General features: G+C 68.9%; 14 protein-coding genes. 8 read left to right on the top strand and 6 right to left on the bottom strand.

The window, feature by feature from the left end:
• The first annotated feature begins 3 nt into the window (after positions 1 to 3).
• On the top strand, positions 4 to 3,174 hold the full coding sequence (locus BM417_RS34825) for an efflux RND transporter permease subunit (RefSeq protein ID WP_093603295.1): 3,171 nt from the start codon (positions 4 to 6) through the stop codon (positions 3,172 to 3,174).
• 48 nt (positions 3,175 to 3,222) lie between these two features.
• On the opposite strand, the gene BM417_RS34820 is transcribed toward BM417_RS34825, so the two are convergent.
• From BM417_RS34820 to BM417_RS34810, 3 genes are read right to left on the bottom strand one after another with little or no spacing between them, the layout of a single operon-like run.
• Positions 3,223 to 3,723, bottom strand: a complete 501-nt coding sequence (locus BM417_RS34820; protein WP_093603293.1) for a hypothetical protein — start codon at positions 3,721 to 3,723, stop codon at positions 3,223 to 3,225.
• Positions 3,720 to 4,490 carry an ABC transporter permease gene (locus tag BM417_RS34815; RefSeq protein WP_093603291.1) on the bottom strand — a complete coding sequence of 257 codons (771 nt, stop codon included), beginning with the start codon at positions 4,488 to 4,490 and terminating at the stop codon, positions 3,720 to 3,722. The genes BM417_RS34820 and BM417_RS34815 overlap by 4 nt, the downstream gene beginning before the upstream one ends.
• Complete coding sequence (locus BM417_RS34810) at positions 4,487 to 5,419, bottom strand: ABC transporter ATP-binding protein (RefSeq protein WP_093603289.1); 933 nt, start codon at positions 5,417 to 5,419, stop codon at positions 4,487 to 4,489. The genes BM417_RS34815 and BM417_RS34810 overlap by 4 nt, the downstream gene beginning before the upstream one ends.
• Positions 5,420 to 5,626: 207 nt before the next feature.
• Here BM417_RS34810 and BM417_RS34805 point away from each other — a divergent pair, with 207 nt between their 5' ends.
• From BM417_RS34805 to BM417_RS34790, 4 genes are read left to right on the top strand one after another with little or no spacing between them, the layout of a single operon-like run.
• Positions 5,627 to 7,120 carry a BTAD domain-containing putative transcriptional regulator gene (locus BM417_RS34805; RefSeq protein ID WP_093603287.1) on the top strand — a complete coding sequence of 498 codons (1,494 nt, stop codon included), beginning with the start codon at positions 5,627 to 5,629 and terminating at the stop codon, positions 7,118 to 7,120.
• The gene (locus BM417_RS34800) at positions 7,117 to 7,806 is read left to right on the top strand and encodes a response regulator transcription factor (protein ID WP_093603285.1); all 690 of its coding nucleotides are present in this window, start codon (positions 7,117 to 7,119) and stop codon (positions 7,804 to 7,806) included. The genes BM417_RS34805 and BM417_RS34800 overlap by 4 nt, the downstream gene beginning before the upstream one ends.
• Positions 7,796 to 9,124: a sensor histidine kinase gene (locus tag BM417_RS34795; protein WP_093603283.1), complete on the top strand. Its 1,329-nt coding sequence runs from the start codon at positions 7,796 to 7,798 to the stop codon at positions 9,122 to 9,124. The genes BM417_RS34800 and BM417_RS34795 overlap by 11 nt, the downstream gene beginning before the upstream one ends.
• 40 nt (positions 9,125 to 9,164) lie before the next feature.
• Positions 9,165 to 9,848, top strand: a complete 684-nt coding sequence (locus tag BM417_RS34790; protein ID WP_093603281.1) for a phosphatase PAP2 family protein — start codon at positions 9,165 to 9,167, stop codon at positions 9,846 to 9,848.
• Positions 9,849 to 9,991: 143 nt separating this feature from the next.
• On the opposite strand, the gene BM417_RS34785 is transcribed toward BM417_RS34790, so the two are convergent.
• Positions 9,992 to 10,498 carry an IS5 family transposase gene (locus tag BM417_RS34785; RefSeq protein WP_218164663.1) on the bottom strand — a complete coding sequence of 169 codons (507 nt, stop codon included), beginning with the start codon at positions 10,496 to 10,498 and terminating at the stop codon, positions 9,992 to 9,994.
• A 122-nt stretch (positions 10,499 to 10,620) separates the two neighbouring features.
• Here BM417_RS34785 and BM417_RS34780 point away from each other — a divergent pair, with 122 nt between their 5' ends.
• The 3 genes from BM417_RS34780 (at position 10,621) to lnt (ending at position 15,291) form a co-directional block, all read left to right on the top strand.
• Complete coding sequence (locus tag BM417_RS34780) at positions 10,621 to 12,207, top strand: sigma-70 family RNA polymerase sigma factor (protein ID WP_177320754.1); 1,587 nt, start codon at positions 10,621 to 10,623, stop codon at positions 12,205 to 12,207.
• A 179-nt stretch (positions 12,208 to 12,386) separates the two neighbouring features.
• Entirely contained in the window at positions 12,387 to 13,835 is a 1,449-nt protein-coding gene (mptB, locus tag BM417_RS34775; RefSeq protein ID WP_245822373.1) for a polyprenol phosphomannose-dependent alpha 1,6 mannosyltransferase MptB, read from the top strand.
• On the top strand, positions 13,822 to 15,291 hold the full coding sequence (gene lnt / locus BM417_RS34770; RefSeq protein ID WP_245822370.1) for an apolipoprotein N-acyltransferase: 1,470 nt from the start codon (positions 13,822 to 13,824) through the stop codon (positions 15,289 to 15,291). The genes mptB and lnt overlap by 14 nt, the downstream gene beginning before the upstream one ends.
• On the opposite strand, the gene BM417_RS34765 is transcribed toward lnt, so the two are convergent.
• On the bottom strand, positions 15,268 to 16,173 hold the full coding sequence (locus BM417_RS34765; protein ID WP_245822368.1) for an ArsR/SmtB family transcription factor: 906 nt from the start codon (positions 16,171 to 16,173) through the stop codon (positions 15,268 to 15,270). The genes lnt and BM417_RS34765 overlap by 24 nt on opposite strands.
• Before the next feature lie 199 nt (positions 16,174 to 16,372).
• Positions 16,373 to 16,798, bottom strand: a complete 426-nt coding sequence (locus BM417_RS34760; RefSeq protein WP_177320752.1) for a peptidase inhibitor family I36 protein — start codon at positions 16,796 to 16,798, stop codon at positions 16,373 to 16,375.
• Between the last annotated feature and the right edge of the window lie 56 nt (positions 16,799 to 16,854).

Below are 16,854 nucleotides of genomic sequence, written 5' to 3'. Positions count from 1 at the left end.
ACCATGATGCGCTGGATCATCGGTACGAGCCTGAAACTGAAGTTCCTCGTGGTTGTCGGTGCGTCGATGATGATGTTCTTCGGCATCCTGCAGATCAAGGACATGTCCATCGACGCGTTCCCCGAGTTCGCGCCGCCCCGCGTGGAAATCCAGACCATCTGCATCGGACTGTCCGCAAAGGACGTCGAAGAGCTCGTCTCGGTGCCGATGGAGCAGGGGCTCAACGGCATCGAGGGACTGACCGCGATGCGGTCGAAGTCCGTGTCCCAGCTGTCGTCGATCGTGATGATCTTCGAGCCGGGCACCGACCTGATGAAGGCGAGGCTGTTGATCCAGGAACGCGTCAACGCGATCACACCACGGCTGCCGCGGTGGGCGAACCCGCCGTTCATGATCCAGCCGTTGTCGTCGACCAGCCGCGCCATGAAGATCGGTATATCGCAGGCGGACAAGTCCGATCAGGCCCACATCGACATGGCACTGCTGACCTACTGGTCGCTGAGGCCGCGGCTGATGCGCGTGCCCGGCGTCGCGAACGCGGCGATCTGGGGCGACCGGTGGCACGTCAAGCAGGCGCTGGTCGACCCGGATCTGATGAAGAAGCACAACGTCACGATGCAGCAGGTGCTCGACTCCGCGGGCAACGCGGTCGACGTCGGGCAGCTGAAGTTCAAGGGCGGCTTCGAGATCGGCACCGGCGGGTACGTCGACACGGCCAACAACCGGTTCCCGGTGCAGCACCAGCTTCCCCAGCTCTCCGGCCAGCAGCTCGCCGAGATCCCGATCGAGACGAAACCCGGCGCGCCGAAGGTCTATCTCAAGGACGTCGCCGAGATCCGCGACGACGTCATGCCGCCGTCGCTGCTCACCGGCGACGCCGTCATCAACGACGGACTCGGCGTCATGATCATCATCGAGAAGCTGCCGTGGGCCAACACGTTGGAGGTCACGCGCGGCGTCGAGCAGGTGATCAAGGACTTCCAGCCGGGCATGGTGGGCCTGCAGGTCGACACCGAGATCTTCCGGCCGGCGACGTTCATCGAGACGTCGGTGAACAACCTGGGCCGCGCGATGCTGATCGGGTTCGGCCTGGTGGTGCTGATTCTGATCTTCTTCCTGTTCGAGTGGCGAGTGGCGTTGATCAGCGCGATCACCATCCCCTTGTCACTGGTGGCCGCGGGGCTCGTGCTGAACGCGACCGGCGCGACGATCAACGTGATGATCCTGGCGGGCCTGGTCATCGCGCTCGGCGTCCTGGTGGACGACGCGATCATCGACATCGAGAACATCGTGCGCCGAATACGGCAGCATCGGCGCGAGGGCAGTGCCAGATCCACCGCGTCGATCATCCTGGAGGCCTCGATCGAGGTCCGCGGCCCGATCGTGCACGCGACACTGATCATCCTGGCGTCGACGGCGCCGGTGTTCCTCCTCAGTGGACTGACGGGCGCGTTCTTCCGCCCGCTGGCGTTCGCGTACGGGTTGTCGATCCTGGCGTCACTGCTGGTGGCGTTGACGGTGATCCCCGCGCTGGCGCTGATCATGCTCCGCAACGCGCCGATCGAACACCGCGAGTCGCCGTTGGTGCGGTGGTTGCAACGCGGCTACACGGCGTTGCTGACGCGGATCGTGCCGCGGCCCGGCGTGGCGTACTCGAGCGTGGCCGTGGTGATGGTCGCGGGCATCGCGATCGTGCCGTTCCTCGGTCAGAACCTGTTCCCGGCGTTCAAGGAGCGAGACTTCCTGATGCACTGGGTCGCCCAGCCGGGCACGTCGCGCGAGGAGATGGTCCGCATCACCCAGCAGGCCAGCAAGGAGCTGCGCGCGATTCCGGGTGTGCGCAACTTCGGCGCGCACATCGGCCAGGGCACGCTCGCCGACGAGGTCGTCGGCATGAACTTCACCGAGAACTGGATCAGCATCGACAAGGACGTCGACTACAAGAAAACCGTTGCCGCCGTCCAGAAAGTCGTCGACGGCTATCCAGGTCTGCAACGCGACGTGCAGACGTATCTGAAGGAACGCACGAAGGAGGTGCTGACTGGATCGAGCGACGCGATCACGGTCCGCATCTACGGCGACGACCTCGACGGTATCCGGCAGAAAGCCAACGAGGTGAAGGAGCTCATCGCCGGAATAGACGGCATCATCGAGGAACACGTGACACTGCAGACGAACATCCCGCAGGTGGCTGTGGAGGTCGATCTGCAGAAGGCGTCGCAGTACGGGATCTCGCCCGGTGAGGTGCGGCGGACGGCCTCGGCGTTCATCTCCTCGGAGGAGGCGGGCGACATCTGGCGCAACGGCAAGAACACCGAGGTGCACGTGTGGTCGCAGCCCAAGGCCCGGTACAGCGTGGAGTCGGTGCGCCAGTTGCTGATGGACGCGCCGGACGGCCGGAAGGTGCCCATCGGTGACCTCGCCTCGGTGAAGGTCGTGTCCGCGCCGAACCAGATCCTGAGGGAGAACGGGTCGCGCCGGATCGACGTGGGTGCCAACGTGGCCGAGGGTTTCGCGCTCGGCGACGTGGCGGGGGAGGTCGAGCGGCGGCTGGCTCAGGTGAGCATGCCCGCCGGGTTCCACGCCGAACTGCTGGGCGAGTACAAGGAGGCCACCGCGGCGCAGAACCGGTTGCTGCTCTTCGCCGGCGGGGCGTTGATCGCGATCCTGCTCATCCTGGTGACCGCGTTCGGCAGCTGGCGGCTGGCCGTGCTGGTGCTGCTGACGTTGCCGATGGCACTGGTCGGTGGTGTGCTCGGGGCGTGGCTGACCGGTGGTCTGCTGTCGCTCGGGTCGCTGGTCGGGTTCTTCACGGTGCTCGGCATCGCGGCCCGCAACGGGATCCTGATGATCAACCACTTCCAGCACCTGGAACGGGAGGAAGGTGAGCCGTTCGGCCGGGACCTCGTGCTGCGCGGTGCCCGTGAACGTCTCGCGCCGATCCTGATGACCTCACTGGCCGCCGGTCTCGCCCTGGTACCGCTGGCCATCGCGGGTGACCTGCCGGGTCACGAGATCGAGCACCCGATGGCGATCGTCATCATCGGCGGCCTGTTCACCTCGACCCTGCTGAACCTCTTCGTGACTCCGTCGCTGTACCTGCGGTTCGCCGGGCCGCGTCGCCAAGAGGCGGATCCCGAACCTGAGCCAGAACCCGCACCGGTTCCGGCTTAGCCGAGACGCGGTGAAGGGCACCCTCCAGCGAGGGTGCCCTTCACGCTTTCACGCGGTGTCGCGGAGACGGCGGCGAACCGCGTAGACCGCGATCCCCAGCAGGATCGGCACGATCAGCGCGATCGGCAGAGCACCACCGGCGCTGAGCGTGCGCCGCCCGGCCACCTCCACGTGGATGGGCGGACTGACGGCCAACGACTCGGAACCGCTGGGCAGCACGACGGCGTACACGTTGAACACCCCGGCGTTCACGGCCTGGATGTCCCACGACACCTCGGCGCGCTGCCCCGGCCCCAGCGGCGGCAGGGACTGCGTCGGCGCGGCCGTCCAGTCCTCCAGGTCCACGTACACGTCGTTCAACGAAGCCACGTTCAGGTGTGCGATCAGCTTCCCGGTGGGCGACGACCCGGTGTTGGTGATCGTCGATCTGATGTTCAGGTACTGACCGACGGTGCCGGTGATGCGGGACTCCGACACCGTCACCTCGACGGTCGCCGACGCCGTGGCGGGGAACAGCGCCAGTAACAGTGCGGCGAGCAGCAGTCTCATCCCGAACCAACCCCTCCCGTGAGCCGGACGATGCGCGGCCCCAACACGACCAGTGCCACGGCGGTGGCCACCACAGTCACCACCGGTGAGATCAGGTACGACAGGTCCTGGGTCCACGTGTGTCCCTTGAGCAGGACCAGTCCGATGTAGTGCATCCCGGCCGTCACCGGGTTGATCCGCACCAGCAGGTCACCCACCGACGACGTCGGCATCGCGGGCAACTGCGTGGGCGCGAACAAGGCGAGCAACAGGAACAGGGACGCGGCGAGGCTCACTTTGTTGGTCGAGGACCGGGCGCTGATCAACAGGCCGATCGCGGCCATCGACAGCGCCAGCAGGGTCCCGACGACCAGGCCGAGCAGCAGTGCCTCACCCACCACCGCGACGCCCTTGCCGAGCACCCACAGGTAGGGCACCGCGACCACGAAGACCATGCCCCACAACGACATCGCGGCCACCAGCTTGCCGAGCACGATCGAGCCGCGGGACACCGGCGTCAGCAGCAGGCTTTCGAGGGTGCCCCGCTCGCGTTCGCCGCTGATCGCGTCCGCGGCGACGACCAGCGTCAGCAACACCCCGACCGCGACGGCGATCTGCAGCACCAGGTTCACCGACTCCCGCTGTTCCAGGAAGTTCAGGATCTGGTTGGTGGCGGCCAGGTAGGTCACCGCACTGAGCAGTACGGCGTAGGCGAACGTCAGCACCGGACCACGGCCGCTCAGCCACAGGTCGCGGCACTCCTGGCCGGCGATGATCCGCGCGCTCACGACGAACCACCCCGCGTCATCGCCAGGAAGGCGTCGCTCAGCCGCGCGCCGTCGACCTCGAACGACAGCAGGGTGATCCCGGCGTCGAGCACAGCGGACAACACCGTGTTCATGCCGTCCGCCGACGTGACCGTCACGACGTCCTTCGACACCTCGACCGACACACCGGGCACGCGTTGCAGCACCTCGGACGCCCGCGCCACCTGGTCCGGCGGGACACGCAGGTGGCCGGACTGGCGGCCGGCGGCCTCCGCGTTCGTCACCTCCGCCACGCTGCCGGACACCACGACCTTGCCCCTGTTCATGATCAGCACCGAGGAACACGCCTGCTCTACCTCGGGCAGCGTGTGCGTCGACACCACCACTGTCGTGCCGCGTGCCTCGGCGATCGTCCGCACCAGGGTGAGAATCTCCCGCTGCCCGGCGGGATCCAGGCCCAGCGTCGGTTCGTCGAGGAACACCACGGAAGGGTTGTTCACCAGCGCCCGCGCGATGCCGAGGCGTTGGCGCATACCGCGGCTGTAGGTCGCGATGCGGGTCTGCGCGCGGTCTGCCAGTCCCACCTGGCCGAGCAGACGCACGGCGGTCTGCCTGGCCTCGTCACGGGCCAACCCGAAGAGCCTCCCGTGGTACATCAGATATTCCAATCCCGTCTGGTGCAGGGGATAGCCCGCGCTCTCCGGCAGCACGCCGATACGCGCCCGGATGTCCGCTGGCCGGGACGACGGCACACCCGCGACGGCGAAGTCGCCGCCGGTCGGCGTCAGGACGGTCGAGAGCATCCGGATGGTCGTGGTCTTTCCCGCCCCGTTGGGGCCGAGAAGACCAACCACCTCGCCCTCGTGCACGGTGAAGCTCACCGAGTCGACAGCCGTCCGGGAACCGAACCACTTGGACAACTCGCGAACTTCGAGAGTCACACCCGGCATCACGTCTCCTCTCCATTCGAAGTAATTGCCATTAGTGGATCCGATGGGGATGAGAGAACGATGAGAGCCGCAATCGCAATTGAGCCGAATGGGCTTCGGCCTGCAGTGATGGCACGCGCGCTGCCAGTCACTCACTCCAATGGAGTAAAACGAAATGTCCGACCCAAACGATTCACTTATAGGGAGGAACGCAAGTAAGGGGGCGCGGTGGATTTTCGCCTGCTGGGCGCGGTGGAGGCTTGGGAACAGAGGCTTCAACTTGATCTCGGACCGCGCAAACAGCGTTTCGCATTCGCAGTACTGGCGCTGCACCCGAACCAGCTCGTGTCCGTGGAGCGGCTGGTCGACCTGACGTGGCCATCGCAGCCGCCGCGCACCGCGCAGCATGCGATCCACGTCCGGGTGTCGCGGCTGCGCCGGGCGATCGCCGACGGGAGGGGCGGCCAGGACGACGCGAACATCATCACGCGTGGGTCGGCGTACATGCTGAAGGTCAACCCGCTGTCCATCGACGTGCATCGGTTCCGCGCGGTGGTCACGGGCGCCAGGCAGGAGATCGACGACTCGGTCAAGGTGTCGTTGTTGCGGCACGCGCTGTCGATGTGGCACGGCCCACCGCTCGCGGACGTGGCCACGCCAGACGCCGCCGCCGTGCTGTGCCAGGGACTCGAAGCGGCACGGCTGGCCGCGCTCGAAGAGTGCCTGGACGCCGAACTGCGCCTCGGCAGGCACGCCGCGGTAGTCGACGAACTGACCGACCTCGTGGCGCAACACCCACACCGGCAACGGTTTCAGGCACAGCTGATGCTGGCGCTGTACCGCTGCGGCCGGGTGACCGACGCGCTCGACGCCTACCGCGCGGCACGCATCCGGCTCGCCGACGAGCAGGCGCTCGAACCCGAGTCGCGGCTCAGCGAGCTGCAGCACGCGATTCTGTGCGCAGACCCGGCACTCGAAGGGCCGCTCGTGCGGCATCCTCCGAGAACGCAGTTGCCCCACGAGATCTGGTCTTTCGCTCGTACCGACCCGTTGTCCGACGAGGTTGCCGTGGACGTGCGCGACTTGTCGAAGCGCTACGGCACCTCATGGGCGGTGGACGGCATCAGCTTCACCGCGCGCAAAGGCGAAGTGCTCGGCCTGCTCGGTCCGTACGGCGCCGGCAAGACCACGACGCTGCGCATGCTGTCCACTGTGGTCACTCCGACCCGCGGCGAGATCTCCGTCGCCGGCGTGCCGGGCACGCGGCACAACGAGATCCGGAAGCTCATCGGCGTGCTGCCGCAGAACGCGGGACATCCCGGCCATCAAACGGGTTTGGAGTTCCTGACCTACCACGGAAGGCTCTTCGGCCTGCCTCGCTCCGAGGCACGCGAACGCGCCGTCCGGTTGCTCGGCCAGGTCGGGCTCGGCAACTGCGGCGGCGCCCGCATCGCGACCTACAGCCGCGGTATGCGGCAACGCCTTGGTATCGCGCGGGCTTTGGTGAACGACCCGGCTGTCGTGCTGCTCGACGAACCTGCGACCGGCCTCGATCCATCCGGTCAGCGGGACATCCTCACCCTGGTGCGAACGATTGCCGAGGCACGTGGAATCACGATGTTGCTGTCCGCACACGCGGCGCCCGAGGTTGAGCGGATCTGCACCGGTGTGCTGATACTGGAACGAGGCAAGCTGGCGTCCGGTCAGGTGATGACGACATGACCCCGGTGAGTCGGGTGCTGGTGATCGAGGACGAGACGTCGCTCGCGGACGGGCTCGCGGAAGGTCTGCGCCTGGACGGGTTCGAGGTGGAGACGGTGGCCGACGGCCTGCTCGGCCTGGACGCCGGGCTCACCCGAGCGTTCGACGCGATCGTGCTCGACCTGATGCTGCCGGGCCTGCCCGGTCTCGACCTGTGCGCGCAGCTGCGCCGCGCGGGAGTCCGGGTGCCGGTGCTCGTGCTGACCGCCCGCGACGGCGAGCTGGACCAGCTGCGGGCGTTGCGCATCGGCGCGGACGACTTCCTCACGAAACCCTTCTCCTACCGGGTGTTGCTGGCCCGTCTGCACGCACTGCTGCGGCGGTCGGGGCTGCGTCTGGCCGACGTGCTGACCGCGGGTGATCTCGCGCTGGACCGGGTGGCCCGGCGCTGCCGTCGCGGCGAGACGGCGATCGAACTGACGCCACGCGAGTTCGCGTTGCTGGAGTTGCTCATGTCGCGACCGGGCCAGGTGGTGTCCAAGCGGTTCGCCTTGGAGGAGGTGTGGGACTCCGCCATCCCGGTCCAGTCGAACGTGCTGGAGGTCTACGTCGCCTATCTGCGACGCAAGATCGACCTGCCGTTCGGCCGGCACGCCGTCGAGACCGTCCGCGGGGCCGGCTACCGGCTGGCCGCCGATGGCGGTTAGGCGCGGGGCGGGTGTTCGCGTCCGGTTGACCGCGCTGGCGGTCCTGGTCGTGGGACTGGGGCTGGTCGCGGGCGGCGCGGTGGCGCTGACGCTGGTGCGCGACCAGCTCACCGGCAATGCCGAGGCGGAGGCCCGTCGCCAGGCCGAGTCGTTCGCCCCGATGATTTCCGGCGGCCTGCCTTCGGTCCTGCCGCCACTTGTCCAGGTCGTCGCACGGGACGGCACAGTGCTCGGCGCGAGCTCCGAGCTCGCACACACCCGGCTGCTCGCGCTGTGGCCGGACGGCGGTGCGGTGAAAGGGACTTCGCGGTTGCCCGATGGCGAGCACCACGCCGTCGCCGGGGTACTGGCCTCGATGGGCGGTCAGCCCGTCGCCGTGTTCGCGGCCGTGTCGCTGGAACATGCCGAAGAGGGTGTGGAGGCGGCCACGACGGCGTTGTCGATCATCGTGCCGATCCTGCTGGTCGCGGTCGGTGGCACCTCGTGGCTGGTGGTGGGCCGTGCGTTGCGTCCGGTGGAGGCGATCCGGGAACGTGTCACCGAGATCACCGCGAGCCAGCTCAGCCGCCGGGTGCCCGAACCGCCGGCCGACGACGAGGTGGGCAGGCTTGCCCGCACGATGAACGAGATGCTGGCCCGCCTCGAAGAGGTGCACGACCGGCAGCGCCGTTTCGCCGCCGATGCCGCACACGAGCTGCGCAGCCCCTTGGCGAGCCTGCGCACCCGGCTGGAGATCGGCCTCGCGCACTCGTCCGGCACGGACTGGGTGCGCCTCGCGGGCGACCTGCACCGCGAGGCGGTCCGCCTGGGCGACCTGACCGACGAGCTGATCGTGCTGGCGCTGGCGGACGGCGTCACCGAGCCGGTCGGGTGGGTGGACCTGGACGAGGTGGTGCTGGCCGAGATCGACGCGGTCCGCACCCGCGGCGTGGTGGACGTCGAGCTGTCCCCGTTCTCCGCGGCCCGGATGCGGGGCCGGGCGGGCGAGCTGAGCCGCGTGGTGCGCAACCTGCTGGACAACGCCGAACACCACGCCCGGCATCGGATCACAGTCGGGCTGTGGTCGGCGGAACGGTTCGCGGAGCTGGTCGTCGCCGACGACGGCCCCGGAGTCCCTGACTCGGACCGCACGAAGGTGTTCGAACGGTTCTTCCGCTCGCAACGTGCCCGTGAACGTGACTCCGGTGGCGCCGGCCTGGGCCTGGCGATCGTGCGCGAGGTGACCGAGCGGCACGGCGGCCTGGTGTGGCTGGCGGACTCGGCCGAGGGTGCGTGCTTCCACGTTCGACTTCCCCTGGCCGTGGAGCCTTCGGCCTGATCTTCACGATCCTCTAATCAACCGGCCGCACTGTGGTGAGGTGAGATTCCGCGCGTCGACCGATGTCACGTTCGGCATCCGATCCGTGCCGGGGCTGGTGGCGTTGACGATCGTGACCGTCCCGTTCGGCCTGCTCTTGTTCCTGGTGCGGGTCAGGTGGACGCCGCTGATGTCCGTGGACGACGGCGTTCGTGACGGGTTGTACCGCTACACCGTCGAGCACCCCGCATTCGCCATGACCATGAAGGCGATGAGCACGGTCGGTTCCGCACCGGTCTATCTCACGGTGTTCGCCCTCGTGGCGGTGTGGCTGCTGTACCGGCGACACCCGAGGCCCGCGGCGTTCGCGGTGGTGACCGTGGCAGGCAGTGCCGTGCTCAACGCGGTGGTCAAGAGGGCCGTTCAGCGAGCCCGCCCGGTGGTGGCCGACCCGCTGACCACCGCTACCGGCCTGAGCTTTCCCAGCGGCCACGCCCAGTCAGCCGTGGTCACGTACACGACGCTGTTGTTGCTCTTCTGGTCTGCGATGCGATCCGTGTGGCGGCGAGTCGCTGTGACCGTCGCGACGGTGATGGTGCTGGGCATCGGCTTGTCCCGAGTCGCCTTGTCGGTGCACTACGTCTCCGATGTGCTCGCGGGGTACGTCCTCGGCCTGGCCTGGGTGGTCGCGATGTTCGCGGTGTTCGGCTCCTGGCGTCGGGAGCTCCGCCCGAGGGTTCGCTGAACGATGACCCTGTGGCCTCGACGCTGGGCCATTTCTGGCGGCGCCGCGATCTCGGTGAGCTGGGCCGCTTCAACCTCTGGCTGCGCTTACGGCGGCCGGATCGTTCGGTCTCGTTGGGGTGTGGCTAGCGCCCGTCCTGTAAGTCATCGGAGCCAGAGGACGATGGCGGCGATGGTGAGTTCGGCCTGGTAGTAGGCGACGCGCTTGGCGTAGCGGGTGGCGAGGTCGCGGAACTGTTTGAGCCGGTTGAAGCATCGCTCGACCACGTTGCGCTGCTTGTACAACTCGGTGTCGAACGCTGGTGGTCGCCCGCCTCGTGCGCCTTTGGCCGCGCGCCCAGCGATCTGGTCGGTGCGTTCCGGGCTGACGAACGTGATCCCGCGCCGTCGTGAGGCTTGTCGTGTCGAGGGATGCGAGTAGGCCTTGTCCGCGATCACGACATCGGGTCGTGATCGCGGACGTCCCGGCCCGTCGCGCCGGACACGGATGCCGTCGAGCAGTGGCAGCAGTTGCGGGTTGTCTCCTGCCTGTCCGGCGGTGAGCAGCACACGCATCGGCAGACCGCGTCCGTCGACCGCGAGGTGGATCTTGGTGCTCAGGCCGCCGCGGGACCAGCCGAGTCCTTGCCCGGCGACCGTGAGTGCCTCGATCTCGGCTGCCTGAGCCCCCTGCGGAAGTGACCTGGGTCACTTATGGGCCCGGTTTCTGTGACCTGAGGTGAGACTCGCCGGTCTCCCATGGCGTGCAGGAACAGTCGGCGAAGGGTGCGGAAGTGACGGGTCGGGAGTGGCTGGGGCAGGTGGACGCGGAGCAGGTGGAGTCCGCGCGGGCCGGTGATCGGGCGGCGCTCGACGCCGTGGTCGCGGGTTGCCTGCCGCTGGTCTACAACGTCGCCGGTCGGGCGCTGCACGCCGACGCCGACGTCGACGACGTGGTCCAGGAGACGATGGTCCGCGTCATCCGCGGCATCGACGCGCTGCGGGAGCCCGACCGGTTCCGGTCCTGGCTGGTGGCCGTCACGATCAACCAGGTCCGCGAGCATTACCGACGCCGCGACCTGGCCCCCGCCCCGCTGGAGGAGTACGACCGGGCCGATCCGGGGGCCGAGTTCGTCGAGGTGGCGTTGTCGCGGCTGCACTTCGCCCAGCAACGCCGTGAGGTCGACGAGGCCGCGCGGTGGCTGGACCCGGCTGATCGCGAACTGCTGGCGCTGTGGACGCTCGAACGCGTCGGGCAGCTGACCAGGGCCGAGGTGACGGACGCGCTCGACCTCGGCGCGCACACCGTCACGGTGCGGGTCAGCAGGTTGAAGGGCCGCCTGGAGACCATCCGGCACCTGGTGCGCGCGTTGTCGATGGAACCGCGCTGCGCCGGGCTCGACCGGGCCGCGCAGGGGTGGAACGGCGAGCCGAACCCGTTGTGGCGCAAGCGGCTCCTGCGGCACGTCGACGAGTGCGGCCGCTGCCGGCGCGGCGTGGACGACGCGATGCCGGTCGAGCGCATCCTGACCGGTGCCGCGCTGCTCGTGGTCCCGGCCGCCTACCTGCCGCGACTGCTGGAGAGCCTCCGGGACGTCACTCCGGAGGCCGTCGCGTACGGGACCGACCTCGGACCCGACCCCACCCACGCCGCTCACCTCGCGGAACCCGCCGGCGTGTTCGGCAAGCTCGCGGGCATCGCCGGCGGCAAGCCCGTCCTCGCGGTAGCCGGCGCGGCAGCCGTGTGCGCGCTCGTCGGCGTGGCCGGCACGCTGGTGCTGCTGCCGTCCGACCCGCCTGCCGCCGTGGCCGGACCGAACACCACCCAGGCGCTCGCTCTCACCACGTCCTCGTCGCAGGCGGCGGAATCGACGTCGAGCGCGCCGTCGTCCACGACCAGCACGACAACGACCACCACCACGACGACCGCGCCACCCGAGCCCCCTCGCGTTCCCACGCCGGAGGAGCGAGTCCTGGCGCTGATCAACGAGACCAGGGCGAAGGGCGGACTGCCCGCGCTGACGGTCGACCCGGCGCTGGTCACCGCGGCCGACCGCCACACCAGGGCGATGATGAGCAACGGCTGCGGCCTGTCGCACCAGTGCCCCGGCGAGAGCGGCCTCGGCGAGCGCAGCACGGCGGCGGGCGTGAAGTGGAGCTCCGTCGCGGAGAACGTCGGCATGGGCGGCCCGGTCAAGGACAACGTCGAGGCGATCTCCAAGATGGCGCTCGGCCTCACCCAGAGCATGATCGACGAGAAGCCGCCGAACGACGGCCACCGCAAGAACATCCTGAGCAAGTCCTCCACGCGCATCGGCATCGTCGTGATCCGCGACGCCAAGGGAACCGTGTGGATGACGCACGACTTCGCCGGAAGTTGATCCGCAACCCACATGCGTGCTGCGGGCTGAAATTGTGCGAGCCGGTTCACGCTCAGCAGGACGCCTCGCGGCACCGCGATTCGCCCGTCTGACCGCGAACCGACCCGGCCAATTTCAGCCCGCAGCACGCAAAAGATCATCCTGAAGTCGTACGTGGGAACGCGACCACAGTCGGACGCGTGACGATCCGTCCGGAAAGCACTGTCTCTCCCGTGCAGACCGTCACCTACCGCTGGCCGACCGCGGTCACCACCGATACCCCGGAACTGTTGCGCTGGACGGGTTTCGGCGGTGCGCTCCTGCTCACCGCCGGGGCGTGGGCCGTGAGCGCCAGAGCAGGGGGACTGGCGCTGGGTGTCGCGATCGCGGGCGCCGGGCTGGTCGTGCTGACGTGGACGCTGCTCGGCCGCACCAGGCCGGACGCCCAGTGGCTGCGCCGGACGCTCGCGTGGTGGTGCGGACCGCTGCTGGTGGCGCCACCGTTGTTCAGCGGGGACGTCTTCAGCTACCTGGCCCAGGGCGAGGTCGCGGCGAACGGCCTCGACCCGAACGTCGTCAGCCCGGCGGTCGGGGCGAGCGCGGAGGCGGTGGCCCGTGTCGGCGTCTACTGGCGCGAGACGCCGTCGCCGTACGGGCCGCTGTTCACCACGGTCGAACGCTCGATCACCCAGGTCACCGGCGGGGATCCGGTCGCGGGCATCGTGGCGTACCGCCTCGTCGCCGTGCTGGGACTGCTGCTCGTCGTGTGGGCCGTACCGAAACTCGCGGCCATGACGGGCGTGCAGGAACGTACGGCGCTGTGGCTAGGCGTCATGAACCCGTTGGTGCTGTGGCATCTCATCGGTGGCGTCCACAACGACGCGTTGATGCTCGGCCTCATGCTGTCGGGCACCGTCATCGCGTTGCACGCACTGCCCGAACTGAAGTGGTGGCCGTACACGGCCGGTGTCGTGCTCATCGGACTGGGCGCTCAGGTCAAGCTGCCGGCACTGGTCGCGCTCGCCGTGGTCGGCACCGCGCTGGCCCGCAGGCTGGGCGGCGGCTGGGTCCGGTTCGTCGCCGCAGGCCTCGGCATGGTCGCGGCCGCCGTGGTGGTGTCTGTCGTGACGTCGCTCGCGGGCATGTCCGGTTTCGGCTGGGTGCAGGCGCTCGGCACGCCGTCGAAGGTCAACAGCTGGATGGCTCCGACCAACTGGCCGGGCTATCTGGCGGGTGCGGTGTTCGGGCCGGAAAGCGGTCAGGCGATGATTTCCTCGGCACGGATCGCGGGGCTCGTGCTGATCCTGTGCGGGGTGGCGGTGGTGATCGACCGGCAGCTGCGCGGCAGGGTCTCCGAGGTGACGGCGCTGGGGATGATGATGAGCCTGATCGTGGTGCTGGGGCCGGTGATCCAGCCGTGGTACCTGCTGTGGGCGGTGCTGCCGCTGGCCGCGAGCCTGCCGGTGGGGAAGTGGCGGACCAGGGTCGCCGTGCTCGCCGGGATCTTCGCGCTGCTGGTACCGCCACTCGCGGGCAACTTCGCGGGCCGCGTACCCGAGCTGATCGGTGCCTACGTCCTCGGGATCGCGCTGGTCGGTGGCGCGTACCTCGTCCTGCGCCGGGCGAGGGTGTCCGTTGCGCAAGCCTGACTTCCTCCGCTACGGCACGGCGGCGCTGGCCGGCGGCGCGCTGGCCCTGAGCTTCCCGCCGCGCACGCTCTGGTGGCTCGCCGTACCCGCGTTCGTGGTGCTCTGGCTGGCGCTCAAAGGCGCGGGCGCCCGTCGCAGCGCGGGCCTCGGGTTCGTGTTCGGGATGACGTTCTTCCTGCCGCACCTGTGGTGGATCCAGCACTTCCTCGGCGACGACTTCGGGCCATGGCCGTGGCTGGTGCTCAGCGCGTTGATGGCGCTGTTCATCTGCGGTGTCTGCGCGCTGTTCCCGCTGGTCTCCCGGCTGCCCGCCGCACCGGTGTGGGCCGCGCTGCTGTTCGTGCTCCAGGAGACCGCGCGCGGTCTGATCCCGTTCAACGGCTTCCCGTGGGGCCGCGTCGCGTTCGGCCAGGTCGACGGCCCGTTCGCCCGGCTCGCCGTCATCGGTGGCGCGCCGCTCGTGACGTTCGCGGTGGTCTTCACCGGGTTCGGCCTGGCCGCCTGGTTCCCCAGGTGGACCCGCGCCTGGGCGTTGGTGCCGATCGTCGCCTCGCTCGCGGTGAGCCCGTTGATCTCGATCGAGGCCCAGACCGGGCAACGGACCGTCGGCGTCGTGCAGGGCAACGCCCCCGACGTCGGTCTCGGTCTGCTCACCGAGGGCGCCACCCTGCGCGCCAACCACCTGCGCAAGACCGCCGAACTGGCCGCGCTGGTCCGCGGCGGCGCGCTGCCGAAGCCGGACCTCGTGGTGTGGCCGGAGAGCGCGACCAGGACCGGAGACCGCGACCAGGTGCTCGACGGCGCCATCGCCGACCTCGGCGTGCCGACCCTGGTGAGTGCGTTGCGCCACGGGCAGAACTCGGTCATCGCGTGGGACCCGACGACCGGGGCGGGGAAGTCGTACGCGAAACAGGAGCTCGTCCCGTTCGCCGAGCACATCCCGCTGCGTCCGCTCGCCCGCGTCTTCACGCCGTTCGCCGACCAGCCCGACCTCGACGCGGGCACCGAACCCGGCGTGCTCGACATCGCGGGCACGCGCGTGGGTGTCGGCATCTGTTACGAGGTCGCCTACGACTACGTCCTGCGCGAGAGTGCGGCCGACGGTGCGCAGTTGCTGGTGGTGCCGACGAACAACGCCTGGTACGGCCGCGGCGAGATGACCTACCAGCAGCTCGGGATGGCCCGGCTGCGTGCCATCGAACACGGCCGCGCGGTCGTCGTCGCGGCGATCAGCGGCGTGAGCGCGGTGGTGCGCCCGGACGGCAGCGTGGTGCGGTCGACCGGGATGTTCACCGACGACCTGATGGTGGACACCGTGCCGTTGCGCACGGACCTGACGTTCGCGACGAGGTTCGGCGGCGCGATCCACGTCCTGCTCACGGGTGCGGCGCTGGCCGCGTGCGTGATCGGGCTGTGGAGGCGCCGCCGCGCCTCAGTTCTTGCCGAGCAGGGCTGACCCCAGCAGCGTTCGCTGGTGCAGCACGGACAACCCCTGTCTCTCCGTCGTCAGCAATCCCGCCTCCCGCAGCACGGTCGTGTGCCGGCTGACCGAGGACGGTGACGCCCCGAGGCGTTCCGCCAGTTCGGTCGTCGTCGCCCCGGCACCGACCGCCGCCAGCACCGCTGACCGGGTGCTGCCGAGCAACGCCGCGAGCGCGCCCTGCTCACGTCGTCCGCTGTCGAGCTGCCGCTGCCAGGTCCAGTCGTGGTGCAACGGGTACACCACGGTCGGAGGGAGCCCCGGGTCGGCGAACGCGACGGGTGTGCGGCGGCAGAAGTACGACGGCACCAGCCGCAGCCCACGCCCGTTGAGGTGCAGGTCGCGGTCGTGCGCGTACTGGACCTCCAGCACCGGCGGCCGCCAGTTCATCAACGGCCACATGCCTCGCAGCAGTCCCTCGATGGACCCCGCGACGCCGTTGCGGTGCACACGATCGGTCTCGACCGCCTCCTCGATCAGATCGGTGTACGGCGCGATGACCGCGCGGTGATAGCGGGCGAACGCCTCGGTGAGCTCCAGAAGGGACTCACCGTCGCCCGCCGCCAGCGGACGTGTCCATTCCGGTGTGGGGCGCACGTCCTCCAGCAGCCCGAACTCCTCTCGCAACCGGTGCCGCGGCGTGGACCGGATCGCGGCCAGCGCGCTCCCCAGGCCTTGCGCGCCCTCCGGCGGCGTGAGGAAGTCAGGGAAGTACGGCCCCAGCGGAGCGAGCACGGACAGCGTTCGGACGCCGGACGTGATCACCTGCCGGTCGCCGTTGCGGCGGATGTGACGCAGCCACGGCTGCAACAACAACCCGCTGTCCAGTTCGGTCAGCCGAAGCCAGCTGAACACCATTTCCCAGAGTGGATCCACCCTTTCCGCTACCTGCGTACGATCCAGATCGCCAGGCGAAAAATGGATGCGCAACACAGCAACCTCCCCAGGCCAGGTCACCGCGCACAACAATACTGGGCGTGTCACTCCGCCGAATTGCGCAACGAAAACCGGTCTCGGGACCAGGGCCCCGAGACCGGTTCTGTGCTAACTGGTCGGATCAGCCGCAGCTGGTGCTGACCCACTGGTGCGAACGGACCTGGTAGGTGCCGGCGAGGTCACCCTTCTGGCCTTGCTTCGTACAACCGATCGAGCCGTTGTACCCGGTGTTGCGGTAGAACCTGACGCCCTTGGCGGAGGACGTCCCGCGGTTGTAGACCGACTTGACCTCGCGGTCCGTGGCCCAGGAACACTTGTAGGTTCCCGAGGTCCAGTCCGGGTCCGCTACGTCCCACATGCAGCGGCGACCCTTGCCGCCGAAGTCGTCCCAGAAGCAGATGTTGCCGGTGTTGCAGTCCCAGGCGGCGAGAGCCTGGCCGGTCTCGGAGTCGAACGCCGCGCCCACAGCGGCGGCCTGCGCTTCCGGAGCCTCCGCCTGCGCACTCGGGGCAGCGAACGCGACAGTGAAGAGCATGGCGAGCGGCATCAACGCCATCAAAATACGGCGAACGGAACTCAAAGGATTCCTCCCTGACCCAAAAT

The sequence above is a fragment of the Lentzea waywayandensis genome (genome assembly GCF_900115955.1).
GTDB lineage: Bacteria > Actinomycetota > Actinomycetes > Mycobacteriales > Pseudonocardiaceae > Lentzea > Lentzea waywayandensis.
This window is presented reverse-complemented; position numbering and strand designations above follow the sequence as displayed.

Excerpts from the sequence above, each read along its gene's own strand:
- BM417_RS34810 (WP_093603289.1), bottom strand. The coding sequence starts at position 5,419 with ATGCCGGGTGTGACTCTCGAAGTTCGCGAGTTGTCCAAGTGGTTCGGT.
- BM417_RS34795 (WP_093603283.1), top strand. The coding sequence starts at position 7,796 with ATGGCGGTTAGGCGCGGGGCGGGTGTTCGCGTCCGGTTGACCGCGCTG.
- BM417_RS34765 (WP_245822368.1), bottom strand. The coding sequence starts at position 16,173 with ATGGTGTTCAGCTGGCTTCGGCTGACCGAACTGGACAGCGGGTTGTTG.
- BM417_RS34820 (WP_093603293.1), bottom strand. The coding sequence starts at position 3,723 with ATGAGACTGCTGCTCGCCGCACTGTTACTGGCGCTGTTCCCCGCCACG.
- BM417_RS34760 (WP_177320752.1), bottom strand. The coding sequence starts at position 16,798 with ATGCCGCTCGCCATGCTCTTCACTGTCGCGTTCGCTGCCCCGAGTGCG.
- BM417_RS34825 (WP_093603295.1), top strand. The coding sequence starts at position 4 with ATGATGCGCTGGATCATCGGTACGAGCCTGAAACTGAAGTTCCTCGTG.
- BM417_RS34800 (WP_093603285.1), top strand. The coding sequence starts at position 7,117 with ATGACCCCGGTGAGTCGGGTGCTGGTGATCGAGGACGAGACGTCGCTC.